General features: G+C 72.2%; 16 protein-coding genes. All 16 read left to right on the top strand.

Annotated elements, in window-relative coordinates; all coding sequences use genetic code 11:
* Positions 1 to 134: 134 nt before the first annotated feature.
* Positions 135 to 1,088, top strand: coding sequence for an ABC transporter ATP-binding protein (locus MNY60_RS10040; RefSeq protein WP_242360558.1), 954 nt, complete (start codon positions 135 to 137; stop codon positions 1,086 to 1,088).
* Positions 1,085 to 1,963, top strand: coding sequence for an A24 family peptidase (locus MNY60_RS10035; RefSeq protein ID WP_242360557.1), 879 nt, complete (start codon positions 1,085 to 1,087; stop codon positions 1,961 to 1,963). Before MNY60_RS10040 ends, MNY60_RS10035 begins: the two co-directional genes overlap by 4 nt.
* A gap of 2 nt (positions 1,964 to 1,965) precedes the next feature.
* On the top strand, positions 1,966 to 3,114 hold the full coding sequence (locus MNY60_RS10030; RefSeq protein WP_242360556.1) for a sensor histidine kinase: 1,149 nt from the start codon (positions 1,966 to 1,968) through the stop codon (positions 3,112 to 3,114).
* Between the two features lie 48 nt (positions 3,115 to 3,162).
* Entirely contained in the window at positions 3,163 to 4,533 is a 1,371-nt protein-coding gene (locus MNY60_RS10025) for a sigma-54 dependent transcriptional regulator (RefSeq protein ID WP_242360555.1), read from the top strand.
* Positions 4,534 to 4,759: 226 nt separating this feature from the next.
* Entirely contained in the window at positions 4,760 to 5,017 is a 258-nt protein-coding gene (locus MNY60_RS10020; protein ID WP_242340970.1) for a helix-turn-helix transcriptional regulator, read from the top strand.
* A 55-nt stretch (positions 5,018 to 5,072) separates the two neighbouring features.
* Positions 5,073 to 6,128, top strand: coding sequence for a type IV pilus assembly protein PilM (gene pilM, locus MNY60_RS10015; protein WP_242360554.1), 1,056 nt, complete (start codon positions 5,073 to 5,075; stop codon positions 6,126 to 6,128).
* 2 nt (positions 6,129 to 6,130) lie between these two features.
* A complete protein-coding gene (locus MNY60_RS10010) occupies positions 6,131 to 6,712 on the top strand; it encodes a PilN domain-containing protein (RefSeq protein ID WP_242360553.1) in 582 nt (193 codons plus the stop codon).
* Positions 6,713 to 6,719: 7 nt separating this feature from the next.
* On the top strand, positions 6,720 to 7,343 hold the full coding sequence (locus tag MNY60_RS10005; RefSeq protein ID WP_242360552.1) for a type 4a pilus biogenesis protein PilO: 624 nt from the start codon (positions 6,720 to 6,722) through the stop codon (positions 7,341 to 7,343).
* A complete protein-coding gene (locus MNY60_RS10000; RefSeq protein WP_242360551.1) occupies positions 7,343 to 7,879 on the top strand; it encodes a pilus assembly protein PilP in 537 nt (178 codons plus the stop codon). Before MNY60_RS10005 ends, MNY60_RS10000 begins: the two co-directional genes overlap by 1 nt.
* Before the next feature lie 5 nt (positions 7,880 to 7,884).
* Positions 7,885 to 10,587 (top strand): type IV pilus secretin PilQ, encoded by a 2,703-nt coding sequence (pilQ, locus tag MNY60_RS09995; RefSeq protein WP_242360550.1) that lies wholly within the window; start codon positions 7,885 to 7,887, stop codon positions 10,585 to 10,587.
* Positions 10,588 to 10,595: 8 nt separating this feature from the next.
* Positions 10,596 to 11,207 (top strand): hypothetical protein, encoded by a 612-nt coding sequence (locus MNY60_RS09990; RefSeq protein WP_242360549.1) that lies wholly within the window; start codon positions 10,596 to 10,598, stop codon positions 11,205 to 11,207.
* Positions 11,208 to 11,324: 117 nt separating this feature from the next.
* Positions 11,325 to 11,687 carry a hypothetical protein gene (locus MNY60_RS09985; RefSeq protein ID WP_242340961.1) on the top strand — a complete coding sequence of 121 codons (363 nt, stop codon included), beginning with the start codon at positions 11,325 to 11,327 and terminating at the stop codon, positions 11,685 to 11,687.
* A gap of 99 nt (positions 11,688 to 11,786) precedes the next feature.
* On the top strand, positions 11,787 to 12,359 hold the full coding sequence (efp, locus tag MNY60_RS09980) for an elongation factor P (protein ID WP_242340959.1): 573 nt from the start codon (positions 11,787 to 11,789) through the stop codon (positions 12,357 to 12,359).
* A 36-nt stretch (positions 12,360 to 12,395) separates the two neighbouring features.
* Complete coding sequence (gene accB / locus MNY60_RS09975) at positions 12,396 to 12,950, top strand: acetyl-CoA carboxylase biotin carboxyl carrier protein (RefSeq protein WP_242360548.1); 555 nt, start codon at positions 12,396 to 12,398, stop codon at positions 12,948 to 12,950.
* Between the two features lie 21 nt (positions 12,951 to 12,971).
* On the top strand, positions 12,972 to 14,351 hold the full coding sequence (gene accC / locus MNY60_RS09970; RefSeq protein WP_242360547.1) for an acetyl-CoA carboxylase biotin carboxylase subunit: 1,380 nt from the start codon (positions 12,972 to 12,974) through the stop codon (positions 14,349 to 14,351).
* Positions 14,352 to 14,558: 207 nt separating this feature from the next.
* A partial coding sequence (locus MNY60_RS09965) for a lipopolysaccharide assembly protein LapB (RefSeq protein WP_242360546.1) occupies positions 14,559 to 16,314 on the top strand: 1,756 nt, incomplete at its 3' end.

The raw sequence follows: 16,314 nt of genomic DNA, 5'->3' as shown, positions 1-16,314 counted from the left end.
TTCCTCGGCGGCCGGGTGCTCCGGACTGACGGATTTCGTCAGCGGAGCGTGCGGGGCTCGGGCCAGTGTGCCCTGGCCTCGGGAGGCGCCGCGCCTTTGACACCGTGCGGCCTCGCCCGGATCATGCGCTCGACATGATCCTCCGAACCGAGGGGCTCACGAAGATCTTCGAGCTCCGACCCGGCAAGCGCGTCACGGCGGTCGACGACCTCACCTTCTCCGTCGACGAGGGCGAGATCTTCGGCTTCGTCGGTCCGAACGGCGCCGGCAAGACCACCACCATCAAGATGCTGATGGGGCTCATCTTCCCCACGCGCGGGCGCGCCTTCATCTTCGATGCGCCCATCCCCTCGGAGGCTTCGAAAGCGCGCATCGGCTATCTGCCGGAGAACCCCTCGTACCACGAGTTCCTGACCGGCCTCGGGGCCCTCCGATTCTTCGCCACGCTCGCGGGCGTGCCCCGACGGGACCGGAAGAAGCGGTGCGAGGAGCTGCTCGGGATGGTCGGCCTCGACGGCGCGGCCGACCGGCAGCTCCGCAAGTACTCGAAGGGCATGCAGCAGCGGCTCGGCATCGCTCAGGCGCTGGTGGGCGATCCCGCTTTCGTCGTCCTCGACGAGCCCATGAGCGGGCTCGACCCCATCGGCCGCAAGGAGATGCGGGACATCATCCTGGAGCTGAAGCGCCGCGGGAAGACGGTCTTCTTCTCGACGCACATCCTCCCGGACGTCGAGGCGCTCTGCGACCGCGTGGGCGTCATCCTCGGGGGCGAGCTTAGGGACGTGGGCCGCATCGGGGACCTGCTCTCCCCGCGCGTCCGCTCGGTCGAGCTGACGGCTGTGGCGCCGGGGGTGGCGCGCGAGGCGCTCGCCCGCGGGAGGCTCCTCACGGCGGAGGGCGACCGGCTCACCGTCGCGTTCGACGACGAGGGCGCCGCGGACGCGGCGGTGCGCGCGCTCGTCATGGCGAGCGGCCGCGTCGTTGGGCTCACGCGCCACCGCGAGACGCTCGAGGACTTCTTCGTGCGCCGGCTCGACGAGACGCGCGTCCCCGATCGCGGGGACGGGGCGCAGCAGAAGGCCGGGTGAGCCCGCTCGACGCACCGCTCGCCCGCGCCGTCCTGGGCGCGTGGGCCGCGCTCGTGGGCGCGGTCCTTGGCAGCTTCCTGAACGTCGTCATCGCCCGCGTGCCCGCGGGCCTGTCGGTGGTGCGTCCGCGCTCCCGGTGCCCCCGCTGCCTCTCGGAGATCGCCTGGTACGACAACGTCCCGGTGATCTCCTGGGTCCTCCTGCGAGGGCGCTGCCGCAGGTGCGGGCTCCCCATCTCCATCCGCTACCCCCTCGTCGAGCTCCTCGGCGCGGTCGTGGGCTGGCTCGCGTGGAACCGTCACGGCCTCTCCCCCGAGGCGGGCGCGGAGATCGCCCTCGTCCTGACCCTCGTTGCGCTCGCCTTCATCGATCTCGACACGTGGCTCCTCCCCCATGTCATCACCTGGCCGCTCCTCGGCGGCGGAGTCCTCGCCTCCGCGCTCGGCTGGAGCGCGGCGCCCTCGCTCGCGTCGTCGCTCTGGGGCGCGGGCGTGGGGTGGGGCGCGTTCGCGCTCCTGTCCTGGGGCGGGGAGAAGATCCTCCGGAAGGAGGCGCTGGGGTTCGGAGACGTCTGGCTCCTGGGAGGCCTCGGGGCGTGGCTCGGGCTCGGTGCGCTCCTGCCCCTCGTGCTGCTCGCCTCCGTCCAGGGGAGCGTGGTCGGGATCGTGCTCGTGCTGCTCGGCAAGTCGCAGACCGGAGAGCGCGGCGCAAACGAAGCGCGCCCGGCGGGCGACGAGGGCGCCGCCGACGAGGACTGGGTCCCTCCGAAGAACGCGGTCCCCTTCGGCCCCTTCCTCGCGCTCGGGGCGATCGAGTGGCTCTACGGGGCGGAGCTCCTCGCGCGCGCGTTCCCCGCCCTCGGCGCGTTCCGCTGAGCATGCGTCCGGGAGTCCGCCCCGTCCTCCTGCTCGATCTCGCCGCGGCGGGCGCGGCCGTGGCCGCGGTGGTCCTCGCCGCGGGGCTCCCGCTCGCCGCCCGCGGCGCGCTCACGCCGAGGGCGCTCGCGCTCGTCGTCCTCGCGGGCGCCTGCGCCGGCATCGCGCTCGGGGCGGCGCTCCTGTTCCGTGCCGTCGCGCGCCCCGTGGATCGGCTCCTGGAGGCGGCGGAGCGGCTCGGGGCGGGCGCGCACGCGGAGGCGCTCCCGCTGCTCGCGCCCACCGGCGAGCCCGCCGCGCCCGCCGGCCGCGGCGGCGCCGGGGCAGCGGTCGCGTTCGAGCGGCTCGCCGGAGCGCTCGTCGAGGAGCGGCTCCGCCTCGCCGAGAAGGTGGCCGAGCTCGAGCGCGCGAACGCCGCCCTCGTCGACGCGCGGGAGTCGCTCGTGCGCGCCGAGCGGCTCGCGACGGCCGGCCAGCTCGCCTCCGGCATCGCCCACGAGGTCGGCAACCCCCTCGGCGCGATCTCCGGGTACGCGGAGCTCGCGCGCGCGCGGCTCCGGGACGGCCGTCCCGCGGCGCTCGCGCAGGCGGCGGAGTTCGCCGAGCGGATCGCCGCCGAGACGGCGCGGATCGACCGGCTCGTCCGGGACCTCCTGGACCTCGCGCGGCCGAGCGCGCCGGAGGTGCGGCCCGTGAACGTGCGCGGCCCGCTCGACGCCGCGCTCCGGCTCGCGCGGGCGCAGGCGCGCTTCCGCGCCGTGGACGTGACCGAGGCGATCCCGGAGGACCTCCCCGCCGTGCTCGCGGACGAGCAGCGGCTCGCGCAGGTGCTCCTGAACCTGCTCCTCAACGCCGGCGACGTGACGGGGGGCGCGGGCGCGGTGCGGGTGAGCGCGCGCGAGGACGGCCCGACCGTCGAGCTCGCCGTCGAGGACGGCGGCCCCGGGTTCGCCGCGGCGGATCTGGCGCGCGTCTTCGAGCCCTTCTTCACGACGAAGCCGGCGGGGGAGGGGACCGGGCTCGGGCTCGCCATCTGCCGCGGCATCGTCGAGGCGCTCGGGGGCGAGATCCGCGCGGGGAACGCGCCGGGCGGCGGCGCGCGCGTGGTCCTCCGCCTGCGGCGCGCGCCGCGGGACGGCGCCGCCGGGTGACGGGGCGCCGCGCGGAGCGGAGCGGAGGCGCGTGCTAGAGTGCCCGCCGTGACGTTCCGCAGCGTCCTCGTCGTCGACGACGAGCCCTCCATGCGCCACCTCCTCTCCGTGATCCTGACGGATCACGGCCGGGAGGCGCGCGCCGTCGCCACCGCCGCCGACGCGCTGCGCGAGCTCGAGCTCCGCGAGTACGACCTCGTCCTCACCGACGTGCGGATGCCCGGCATGGACGGGCTCGCGCTGCTCCGGGAGATCCAGCGGCGCGAGCCGGAGCTGACCGTCATCGTCATGTCCGCCTACGGCTCGCACGACGCGGCGCTCGAGGCGATGAAGGCCGGCGCGTACGACTTCCTCTCGAAGCCCTTCAAGCCGGACGAGGTGCTGCTCGTCCTCGGAAAGGCGGAGGAGCGCGAGCGGCTCGCGCGCGAGAACCGCCGGCTGCGGACGGAGCTCGCGGCGGAGTACCGCCCCGAGGCGATCGTCGGGGCGTCCGAGGCGATGCAGGGCGTGCTGCGCCAGGTCGCGAAGGTGGCGCCGCAGAAGACGACGGTGCTGCTCGAGGGCGAGTCCGGCACGGGCAAGGAGCTCGTGGCGCGGGCGCTGCACGAGCGCTCGCCGCGCGCGGCCTTGCCCTTCGTCGCCGTGAACTGCGGGGCCATCCCCGGCGAGCTCCTCGAGTCGGAGCTCTTCGGGCACGTGCGGGGCGCGTTCACCGACGCGACCCGCAACAAGAAGGGGCTCGCGGCCGAGGCTGACGGCGGCACGCTCTTCCTCGACGAGATCGGCGAGCTACCGCTGCACCTCCAGGTGAAGCTCCTCCGCTTCCTGCAGGAGGAGGAGGTCCGCCCGGTCGGCGACACGCGGGCGCGCAAGGTGGACGTCCGGGTCGTCGCGGCGACCGCGCGCGACCTCGCCCGCGCAGTCGCGGAGGGCCGCTTCCGCGAGGATCTCTACTGGCGCCTCAACGTCGTCGGCGTCCGGCTGCCGCCGCTCCGGGAGCGCCCCGAGGACGTCCCGGCCCTCGCGGCGCACTTCCTCGCGCGCTACGCGCCGCTCCGGCCGGAGCTCGTGGGGATGTCCTTCTCCCCGGAGGCCGAGGCGGCGCTGCGGTCCCACCGCTGGCCCGGCAACGTCCGCGAGCTCGAGCACGTGGTCGAGCGCGCGGTGGTGCTCGCCGAGGGGGCGATCATCGGCGAGGAGGACCTGCCGGACGCGGTCCGCGGGCCGCCCGGCTCGGCGCGGCCGGCCGCGCGGCCGGACGACACACACAACGGGAAGCGGGCCAACCCCGCCCGGGGGGGGCAGCGCATCCGCGCCGCGCTCGAGCGGACCGGCGGGAACCGGACCCGCGCGGCCGAGCTGCTCGAGCTCTCGTACCGGGCGCTGCTCTACAAGATCAAGGACTACGGGCTCGGGTAGCCTCGCTCGCGCTGGGTCGCGGGCGGGGTCGAGATCGAGGTCCCCCGCGCGCTGGGTGCGGCCCTCCATTCCCTCCACCCGTCAAGCTCTCTCCACCGACCCAGAGTGAAAACTATCAATTAGATATCACTCGATCTCGACGACGCATCCTTTCCCCACACCTGCCGACTCGCGCACAGGTCGCTTTCTTGATCCCTTCATCGGCCTTGGCTTAGCGTGCGCTCGCATGCCTGCCCGACCGTCCAGACAGCGGAACGACGCGCACCGGCGCGCCGTGAACAACGTCCGGCGGCTGCGCGAGGAGCAGCTCCTCACGAAGGCGGAGCTCGCGCGCAAGGCCGGGGTGTCGCCGCTGACGGTCGCCCGCATCGAGAGCGGCCTCGACTGCCGCATGGACACGCAGCGCAAGATCATCTTCGCCCTGGGCCTCACGCCCTCCGATCGCTTCAAGGTCTTCGCACGCGGCCGCGGAGGGCGCGCGTGACCTACCGTCAACTGGACGCCGGGCGCCGCCCGGCCGTCGCCTGAAGGGAACCGCCATGGCGAAGAGAAAGCTCGCCGTCGGCCTCGACATCGGCTCGTCCGGCGTCAAGCTCGTCCAGCTCAAGGAGAAGAAGGGCGGGTACGCGCTGCAGGCGTTCGGGACCGCGCCGCTGCCGCCCGAGGCGATCGTGGACGGCGCGCTCATGAACTCGGGCGCGATCGTCTCGGCGATCCAGGAGCTCGTCGCGCAGCACAAGGTGAAGACGAAGGAGGTCGCCATCGGCATCGGCGGCCACTCCGTGATCATCAAGAAGATCTCGATGCCGCGGATGACGCAGGAGGAGCTCGACGAGTCCATCCAGTGGGAGGCGGAGCAGTACATCCCCTTCGACGTGAAGGACGTGAACATCGACACCCAGATCCTCTCGCCCGAGGCGAACGCCGCCGGGCAGATGGACGTCCTGCTGGTCGCCGCGAAGAAGGACATGATCAACGACTACACGTCGGTCTGCGCGGAGGCCGGGCTCACGGCCACCGTCGTCGACGTGGACGCGTTCGCGGTGCAGAACGCGTTCGAGGCGAACTACGACCTCGACGGCCAGACGGTGGTCCTCATCAACGTCGGCGCGGCCGTCTCCAACATCAACATCCTCTCCGCCGGCGCGACGACCTTCACCCGCGACATCACCATGGGCGGGAACGCCTTCACCGAGGAGATCCAGAAGCAGCTCAACATCTCCTACGACGAGGCCGAGGCCCTCAAGGTCGGCGGACAGGGTGAGACCGACGCCGTGGTCCCGCAGGAGGTCGAGCGGGTGATCCAGGCCGTCGCCGAGCAGATGGGCGGTGAGATCCAGCGCTCGCTCGACTTCTTCGCCTCCACCTCGGGTGACGCGCGCATCGGGCGGGTCTTCGTCTCGGGCGGCACCGCCCGGATCCCGGCGCTCCAGAAGGTGCTCGAGGCGCGGGCCGGCGTGCACGTCGAGCTCCTGAACCCGTTCAAGAACGTGGACGTCGACAACCGGAAGTTCGACGCGGGCGTGCTCCTCGCCGCGGCGCCGTCGGCGGCGGTCGGGGTCGGGCTCGCCCTGCGCAGCGCGGGGGACAAGTAGCCATGGTCCGCATCAACCTCCTCCCCGCCCGCGTCTCGAAGAAGAAGGAGGCGGGCAAGCAGCAGCTCCTCCTGTTCGCGCTCGTGCTCGTGCTGGGCGTCGTCCTCAACTACCTCTGGGCGGCCTCGCGCGCGAGCGAGCTCGCCGCGAAGAAGGCCGCCATCGCCCGCACGCGCGGCGAGATCGCGCAGCTCGACCGCATCATCGGCGAGGTGAAGGACATCAAGGCGCAGCAGGCGGAGCTCCGGGAGAAGCTGGACGTCCTCGGGCAGCTGAAGACCGCGCGCACCGGCCCGGTGAAGATGCTCGACGAGCTCGCCACGCTCACGCCGAAGCGGCTCTGGCTGTGGAGGCTGGAGGAGAAGGGCGGGGCGGTGACGCTGGAGGGCACGGCCGCCACGATCGACGACGTCTCGGAGCTCATGGCGGCGCTCAAGGGCTCGACGCAGTTCCGCGAGATCGAGCTCAAGAAGACGGCGTCGAAGGTGGAGAACGGGTTCCGCGTCGTGGACTTCACGATGACCGCCAACGTCGCGTACGCCGTCCGTCCGGCGCCGGCCACCGGCGCGCGTCAGGGGGGCTAGAGGCGCCATGGACCAGCTCATCGAGCGAATCGCGAAGGAGCCCGTCCGCACCAAGGTGGCGGTGGTCGGCCTCGTCGTCTCCCTGCTCACCGTCCTCAACTACTTCGTGCTCTCCATGACCTTCGGTCCGTCCATCTCGGAGCTGAACGAGCGGATCGTGCGCGCCGGGCGCGAGCAGGCGCAGCTCGACCGTGAGTTCACCGAGAAGACCGCCATCGCGAACAACCTGAACCAGTTCCGCCGCGAGAAGGAGCTCCTCGAGCAGCAGCTCCGCGAGGCGCTCGCGGAGCTCCCCGAGGAGAAGAAGGTCGACGAGCTCCTCCTCCTGTTCCAGGACCGCGCGCGGAAGTCGGGGCTCGAGATCGGCACGATCGAGCCCCAGGCGCCCGTCCGCGACCGCTTCTACGCCCGCCTGCCCATCCCCATGACGGTCACCGGCAACTTCCACGAGATCGCGACGTTCTTCGACGCGCTCGGGCGGATGCGCCGGATCGTGAACGTGAACGACATCTCGCTCGACGCCCCGAAGGACGTGAACGGCAAGGTCGTCCTGAGCGCCAAATTCCTCGCGACGGCGTTCATGTTCGTCGAGACGCAAGCGCCGGGCGCCGCCGCCGGAGGAGCGAAGTGATGAGCCCGCGTCTCGCGCTCCTCGTGCTGCTCGGCCTGGCGGTGGCCTGCGGGAGCTCCCCCAAGCCGGCCCAGCGGCCGCCGCCCGCGCCGGGCGCCACCGCTGCCGCGGCTCCCCAGCCGGCGGCGCCCGCCGCCGCTACCCCCAAGGCGCCGGAGAAGGCGCCCGAGTGGTCGTACTCGTCGGTCGGCAAGCGCGATCCGTTCCGCAGCTACCTCACGGAGCTCTCCAAGCAGGGCGGTGAGCTCGCCACCCGCTGCGCCACCCCCCTCGGCAAGTTCGAGATCGAGCAGCTGAAGCTCGTCGCCGTCGTGACCGGGCTCGAGAACCCCGTGGCCATGGTGCAGGCGCCGAACGGCGTCGGCTACACGCTCCGCCGCGGCGTGTGCATCGGCAAGAACGGGGGCACCGTCGCCGCCGTCCGCTCGGGCGAGGTGGTCGTCACCGAGTGGGCGATCCGCGCCGATGGGACCCGTGACCGGACCCAGACCGTCATCCGCCTCCCGCGCGAGGCGGCGATGAACCTCGAGGAGTAGCACCCATGAACGTCCACCACCTGCGCCTCGCCGTGGTTCTCTCGGGCGCCCTCGCGGTTCCAGCGCTCGCCGCGGAGCCGAACGCGATCCACGCGCTCGACGTCGCGGAGCGCGACGGCGCGATCGAGGTCGCGATCCAGGGGACGCGCCCGCCGTCCTACACGGTCTTCAAGCTCCAGGATCCACCGCGGCTGGTGGTGGACCTCGCCGGCGCCGACGTCTCGAAGCTCGCCTCGCCCGTCGCCGTGAACAAGGGCGGCGTCGCGGAGATCACGACCGCGCAGTACCAGGATGACCGGAACGCGGTCGGGCGCGTCATCGTCGCGCTCGACGCCGCCCGTCCGTACGAGGTCACGCCCCGCGGCGACGCGGTGGTGGTGCGGGTGCTCGCGGAGGGCGCGAAGCCCGCCGCCGCGGCCACTGCCGCTGCGACCCCGATCCCGACGTCGTCGACCTCGACTGCGGCCGCGGCCGCGGCAACGACCGAGACGACGACCCGGACTGCGGCCCAGAGCCCGACCCCTTCATCCGACGACCACGTCGTCTCCCGCCGCGTGGACGAGGGCGGCGCGGGCTCGGCCCGCACGCTCCGCGCCGTGCGCCCGGGCAAGGACGGCCTCGTGCTCGCCACCGACGGCGAGCTGGGCCGGATCGAGATCCTCGAGCTGCGCGACCCCGCGCGCCTCGTGCTGGACCTGCACGGCGTGACGCGCGCGCCGAAGGGCGCCGTGAAGCTCTCGGGCGCGTTCACGCAGGTCCGCTTCGGGAAGGACGACGGCAAGATCCGGGCGGTGCTCGACGCCGCCGGCGGGCTCCCGGCGTACGAGGTGAAGCGCGTCGCCGGCGGCGTCGCGATCGTCGCGGGAGCCGAGGCCCACGCCGCGAAGGCGGCGCCGGCCCCGACTCAGGCGCAGGTGGCCGCGACGACCGCGACCCCGACCTCGACCTCGACCGCGCCCGCCACTGCGAAGAAGGCCCCGGCCACCCGCGCCCGCATCTCCGACGTCCGCTTCGGCCAGCAGGGCAAGTCCGCCCGCATCGAGATCGGCGGCAAGGCGCGCTACACGCTCTCCCGCCCCGACCCGCGCACCATCGTGCTGTCGCTCGAGGACGCGGAGATCCCCAAGAAGCTCGAGCGCTCGCTCGACACGAGCGCGTTCCAGGGGCCGGTCCTCATGGTCTCCTCCTTCAACCAGCCGTCCACCGGCCAGGTGAAGGTCGTCGCCACGCTGCGCGGCGCGGCGAAGGACGAGATCGTGGAGACGAAGGGCGGCCTCGCCTGGACGTTCGCCTCCACGGACAAGGAGTCGTCCGCGGCAGGGCCCGCGCCGGTCCCGGAGGTGCGCGCCAGCGAGGCGCAGGCGGCGGGCTTCGCGGCCGAGGCCCCCGCTTACGCGCTCTCCGGAGCGCCGCAGTCGCGCGGCTACACCGGCCGCCGCATCACCCTCGACTTCCACGACATCGACATCCGCAACCTGCTGCGCCTCATCGCCGACGTCTCCAAGAAGAACATCGTCGTCGCCGACGACGTGACGGGGAAGGTGACGGTCGCCCTCCGCAACGTGCCCTGGGACCAGGCGCTCGACCTCGTGCTCAAGTCGAAGGGGCTCGGCAAGGAGGAGCTCGGCAACGTCATCCGCATCGCGAGGTTCGAGGACATCGCGAAGGAGCAGCTCGCGCGCGTCGAGGCCGAGAAGGCCCGCATCCCGCTCATGCCGCTCAAGGTCCGGATCATCCCGATCAACTTCGCGCGCGCCGGCGACGTCTCCGGCCGCGTGAAGGACGTGCTCACCGAGCGCGGCTCGGTCTCCACCGACGAGCGCACCAACGTCCTCATCGTGAAGGACGTCCCGGAGGCGCTCGTGCGCGCCGAGGGGCTCGTGCGGAACCTCGACACCGAGATCCCGCAGGTGCTCATCGAGAGCCGCATCGTCGAGGCGTCGTCCAACTTCAACAAGGCGCTCGGCGTGCAGTGGGGCGGCAACGCCTCCTTCACGCAGGTGACCGGCAACCCGACGGGGCTCTCGTTCCCGAACAACGTCGCGGCCGCGGGGGGCGCCGGCCCGGGCAACAGCTTCGGGACCGCGGCGAACCCGAACTACGCGGTGTCGCTCCCCGCGCCGGTGGGCGACGGCCAGGGCGGCGCGCTCGGCTTCGTGTTCGGCTCCGCGGGCGGCGCCTTCAACCTGAACCTGCGGCTCTCCGCGCTCGAGAACAACGGCGTCGTGAAGACCATCTCCGCGCCGAAGATCGCCACCATCGACAACAAGGAGGCGACGATCGGGCAGGGCATCTCGATCCCGTTCTCGCAGGTGTCCGCCTCGGGCGTGAACACCACCTTCATCGAGGCGAAGCTGGAGCTGAAGGTGACCCCGCACGTCTCCGCGGACGGCTCGATCCTCCTCAAGATCAAGGCGACCAACAACCAGCCGAACCCCCAGCTCACCGGCGCGAACGGGCAGCCGTCGATCTCGAAGCGCGAGGCGGAGACGGAGGTGCTCGTGAAGGACGGCGAGACCACCGTCATCGGCGGCATCTACACCCGCCAGACCGCGAACCGCACGAGCGAGGTCCCCTTCCTCGGGAAGCTCCCGCTGCTGGGGTACTTCTTCCGCAACACGAGCGAGCAGGACGACCACACCGAGCTCCTCATCTTCATCACCCCCCGCATCCTGAACCGGTCGACCGCGGTCGCCGCGGGGAACTAGGAGCTGCCATGAAGACGAGACTCGCGGCCCTCGCCCTCGCGTCGCTCGCGCTCGCCTGCGCCGACAACGCCGCGTCGATCCAGCCGTTCGCCATCTGCGCCCCGCCCGACGCCTCCGGCGCCGACTGCGTCTTCGAGTCGACCTGCACGATGGTGCACATCGGGCCGCTGCGCATCGACCCGAGCCTCACGGCGACGCTCTCCGTGTACATGCAGGTCAACAACCAGCTGCCGGACAACGCGGACCTGTCCGCAGGCCGCCTCAACACGAACGACGCCTACGTGACGGAGTACGAGGTCGAGTACGACGGCGCCGCGAGCGGGACCTCGGCGGGACACACCCAGGCGATGATCCCGGCGGGCGGCAGCACCGTCGTGGGCCTCTTGCTCCAGCCGCCGCTCGTGGCCGGTCAGCTCGTCGCGAAGCTGAAGCTCAAGGGGCGGTTCGCGGACCAGTCGACCTTCGAGACCGCTGCGTACGAGACCCCGATCCTCGTGGGGCCCGTCGGCCTGCCGCAGTGCCCGACGGGCGAGACGGTGGTCGGCACCTGCGGCGGCACCGTGGGGCAGGTGCCGCTCGGCGTCGAGTGCTCGGCGCCGACCACCACCACCACGCCTTGACGCGCCGCGTTCCGGCCGAACGCTTGACGTTGAGCGCGCGGGCGGGCTAAGTACGAGCCCGCTCCGCGTGTCCGTGCTCGTAATGACGGAGGTTTTTGGCCGGCGGAGCCTTCGCACATGAGCTTCCGCGCCCATCTCGAGCAGGTCTGCCGGAGCGTCGACGGAGCCGTCGCGTGCTCGCTCATGGGTATGGACGGCATCGAGGTCGACACGCACCTCACCGGCCTGGGCGACGTCGCTGACGTGCGGTCGCTGCTCGTCGAGTACTCGGGCGTCCTCCGCAGCGCGCGGGAGGCGGCCGAGGCACACGAGGCGGGCGGCGTCGCGGAGGTGGCGATCTCGACGGACCGGCTCGTCGCCGTGGCCCGCCAGGTCTCCCCGGAGTACTTCATGGTCGTGGCGCTCACGCCCGGCGGGAACCTCGGGAAGGCGCGCTACCTGCTCCGCGTGACCGCGCCGAAGCTCGAGGAAGAGCTCTAGCGGACGGGCGGCCGACCGTCGGAACAGGCAGCCCCCGCTGCCGGAGCGCGGCGGGGCGGATCATCTTTCACATCGGACTTTCGAAGGAGCGACACAGCAATGGCCGACACGCTCGACACCTCGGCGTTCCGCCGCGGCCTCAAGATCGAGATCGATCGCGAGCCCTGGGAGATCATCGAGTTCCAGCACGTGAAGCCGGGGAAGGGCTCGGCGTTCGTGCGGACGCGCATCAAGAACCTCATCACCGGGCGGACGATCGAGAAGACGTTCAAGTCCGGTGACGTGGTGGGCAAGCCCGACATCGAGGAGAAGGAGATGCAGTACCTCTATCGGGAGGGCGACCACTTCAACTTCATGGACAACAAGACCTACGACCAGACGTTCCTCACCGAGGAGCAGATGGGCGAGGCGAAGAACTTCATCAAGGACAACACCACCACGCACATCCTGTTCTTCAACGGGAAGGCGATCGGCGTCACGCTGCCGAACGCGATGGACCTCAAGGTGGTGAAGTGCGATCCGGGCATCCGCGGCGACACGGTGTCCGGCGCCACGAAGCCCGCGACCCTCGAGACCGGCTACGTCGTGAACGTGCCGCTCTTCATCAACGAGGGCGAGCTCCTCCGCATCGACACCCGCACCGGCGAGTACCTGACCCGCGTCGCCGGCTAGCCGCCCCACCGTCCCGAACCGAAGGAGATCCACTCGATGGCGACCCGCCCGCTGAAGCAGCAGCCCTCGCAGGAGCCCGCGCGCACCCCGGAGAACGGCGCGGGGCAGGGCTTCTCCATGGAGGACGTGAAGAAGCTCGTACAGCTCGTCGAGAAGAGCGACGTCACGCACATCGCCTGGCAGCGGGGGCCGGAGAAGGTCGTCATCCGCCGCGGCGCGCTCGCCGCGCCCGCGCCGGTCGCGCTCCACGCCGCGCCCGCCGTCCACGCTGCGCCCGTGGCGGCCCCCGTGCCGGCGCCTGCCGCCGCCCCCGCGCCTGCCGCCAAGGCGGAGGCGAAGAGCGACAAGCCCGGCACGATCGTGAGCTCGCCGTTCGTCGGCACGTTCTACCGCGCGCCGTCGCCGGACTCGCCGCCGTTCGTCGACGTGGGGCAGAAGGTCAAGAAGGGCCAGACGCTCTGCATCGTCGAGGCGATGAAGCTCATGAACGAGATCGAGGCCGAGATCGACGGCACCGTCGCCGAGATCCTCGTCCAGAACGCCACGCCGGTGGAGTTCGGCGAGCAGCTCTTCCGCATCGTCCCGGGGTAGTCCCCCGCGGGAGCACACCGAATGTTCAAGAAGGTCCTCGTCGCGAACCGGGGCGAGATCGCCCTCCGGGTGATCCGCGCCTGCCGCGAGCTCGGCGTCGCCACCGTCGCGGTCCACTCGACCGCCGACGCCGAGTCGCTCCACGTCCGCTTCGCCGACGAGGCCATCTGCATCGGGCCGCCGCAGTCCCGGGACAGCTACCTCAACGTCCGGGCGCTCCTGTCGGCCGCCGACGTCACGGGCGCCGACGCCATTCACCCCGGGTACGGCTTTCTCTCCGAGAACGCCGAGTTCGCGGAGATGGTCACCGGGATGAACCTCAAGTTCATCGGCCCGCGGCCGGAGATGATCCGGCTGATGGGCAACAAGGTGGCGGCGCGCGAGGCGGCCGAGCAGGCCGGGCTCCCGCTCCTGCCCGGCGCGCGCGGGAAGCTCAAGGACTCCGAGGAGGCCGAGCGGATCGCCGAGGAGGTCGGCTACCCGGTCATCCTCAAGGCGGCCGCCGGCGGCGGCGGGCGCGGGATGAAGATCTGCCGCGACCGCGGCCAGATCCGCCAGCTCTTCGACACCGCGAGCAACGAGGCGCTGGCCGCGTTCGGCGACGGCTCGATGTACCTCGAGCGCTACGTCGAGGAGCCGCGCCACATCGAGCTCCAGATCGTCGCCGACGAGCACGGCCAGGTGATCCACCTCGGCGAGCGCGAGTGCTCGGTCCAGCGGCGGCACCAGAAGATGATCGAGGAGGCGCCGTCGCCCGCCGTCACGCCCGCGCTCCGCCGCGAGATGGGCGAGGTGGCGCTCTCGGCCATGCGGCGCATCGGCTACAACAACGTGGGGACCATCGAGTTCCTCATGGACGAGAAGGGCCGCTACTACTTCATGGAGATGAACACGCGCATCCAGGTCGAGCACCCGGTGACGGAGCAGGTCTACGGGCTCGACCTCCTGCGCGAGCAGATCCGCCTCGCCGCGGGCGAGCCGCTCGAGCGCACCCAGGAGTCGGTCGTTCCGCACGCCCACGCGATCGAGTTCCGCGTGAACGCCGAGGACCCGGTCACCTTCGCGCCCTCGCCCGGCAAGATCACGGGCTACCACCAGCCCGGCGGCTACGGCGTGCGCGTCGACACCATGGCGTACGAGCAGTACAAGGTGCAGCCCTACTACGACTCCCTCGTCGCGAAGCTCGTCATCACCGGCGCGACGCGCGAGATCGCCCTGCAGCGGGCGGCGCGGGCGCTGCACGAGTACGTGATCGAGGGGATCAAGACGAACATCCCCTTTCACAAGCGCGTCCTCGCGCACGCCGGCTTCGCGGGCGGTCAGTACGACACCCGCATCGTCGATCAGATCCTGAACCCGCCCGCGCCCGTCGAGGCGCCGAAGACCTCGGCGGCGGGGTAGGCCCGCGGCTCCGGAGCGCGCCCGCGCAGGGCGCCTCCGCGGCCGCTCCAACACCCGAATTCCTATGTAGGTTCGCGGGGGTGGCTCCTTGACCGCCCCCGGACCTTCCATTACGCTCGACGCCGCCCCTGGGCCCTTCCGCTGGCGCCGGTGCGCCCGTGCGCACATGCCCGGGGCCCCCCCAGCGCAGCGAGATCCCTCGGCCCGATGGCTGTCGACAAGAACAAGATCATCGCCGAGGCGACGAAGCTCGTTCAGAAGGGGGCGTACGACAAGGCGATCAAGAGCTACGAGAAGATCCTCGCGGAGGACGCGAAGGACGTCCGCATCCTCCTCAAGGTCGGCGAGCTCCACCAGAAGAAGGGCGACGACAAGGCCGCCGCCGCCGCGTTCCAGAAGGTCGCCGAGACCTACGCCGAGCAGGGCTTCTTCCTCAAGTCGGTCGCCGTCTACAAGCAGATCGTGAAGCTCGACCCGGACGACGTCCGGGCCAACGAGCGGCTCGCCGCGCTCTACCAGCAGCTCGGGCTCATGAGCGACGCGATGGGCCAGCTCCAGACCGTCGCGGCCGCCCACGAGAAGGCGGGCGACCTCGCCCGGCTCACCGACGTCCTCCGCCGCATGGTGGAGCTCGACCCGGACAACATCGCCTCGTCGATCAAGCTCGGCGAGATGCAGGCGCGCGCGGGCCAGCCGGCGGCGGCCCTGGAGTGCTTCCGCCGCGCCGCCGCCTACCTGAAGCGGAACGGCCGCGCCGACGAGTACCTCAAGGTCGCCGAGCGGATCGCGGTGCTCACGCCGGACGATCACGCGCTCATCCGCGAGCTCGCGCACGTCTACCTCGGCAAGGGCGACACGAAGCGCGCCCTCGCCAAGCTCCAGCTCTGCTTCAAGGTGGACGCGAAGGACGTCGAGACGCTGCAGCTCCTCGCCCAGGCGTTTCGCGATCTCGGTCAGACCTCGAAGACGATCTCGGTCTACAAGGAGCTCGCGCGCGTCCACGAGGAGCGCGGCCATGCGGGAGAGGCCCGCGCCGCCTGGCGCAAGGTCCAGGAGCTCGCCCCGGGCGATCCGGACGCGGCTGCGGCGCTCGGCGCCGGCGCGCCGTCGCGAGCGGCCCCGGCGCGCCCGGCGGCGCAGGGTCACCCGGCGGCGACGCCGCTCGCCTTCGGCCCGACGTTCACGCCTCCGCCCGTGCCGGGCCGCGCGCCGCCGCCCGCCCCGTCCTTCGCCGTACCGCCGCCCGGGGTGCGCAGCCCGGCGCCGTCGCCGTCGGTCATCGCGCCGCCTCCTCCGCCCGCCGCGGCCGTGCCGCCGCCGGGGGGGGCCGGGAGCGGGGTCGCGAAGCTCCTCACCGAGACCGACGTTTACGTGAAGTACGGGCTGCACGACAAGGCGCTCGATCACGTGCGCAAGGTGCTCGCGCTCGACCCGGACTGCCCCGAGGCGCACGAGCGCGCCCGCGACGTCCACGCCGCGGCGGACCGGCGCGACGAGGCGGCCGCCGCGGGCGTCCGCGCCGCGCGCGCCCACCTCGCGCGCGGTCGGCACGACCGCGCAGAGGAGGCGGTGGCGCGCCTGCGCGAGCTCGCGCCCGAGCTCCCGGAGCTCGAGGAGCTGGACGCGGTCCTGGGCGGCGGCGAGGAGCTGGAGCTCGAGCCGATCGAGCCCGACGAGTTCGTCCCCTCGCCCGAGGACGACGCGCTCGCGCTCGCCGCGGCGGACCACGAGAGCGAGGAGATCGTCGAGGACGAGCCGGTCGGTCCCGCGCCCGCGCGTGAGGTGCACGTCGGCATCGAGATCGAGGTGCCCGAGAGCGACCTCGACGCCGCCGGGGACGCGCTCGCCGAGGCAGCGGCGCTCGCCTCCGCCGAGGCGGACGAGGTCGTCGACGACGAGCCGCGGCCGCCGGTGCGCGCAGCGCCGCCGGAGCCGCCGCGCCCGGCCGTGGCGAGGAGGTCCG

It is taken from the genome of Anaeromyxobacter sp. SG17, from assembly GCF_022690695.1.
Lineage (GTDB): Bacteria > Myxococcota > Myxococcia > Myxococcales > Anaeromyxobacteraceae > Anaeromyxobacter > Anaeromyxobacter soli.
Note: the sequence above shows the minus strand (reverse complement) of the source record. Positions and strands in the feature narration are given on the sequence as shown.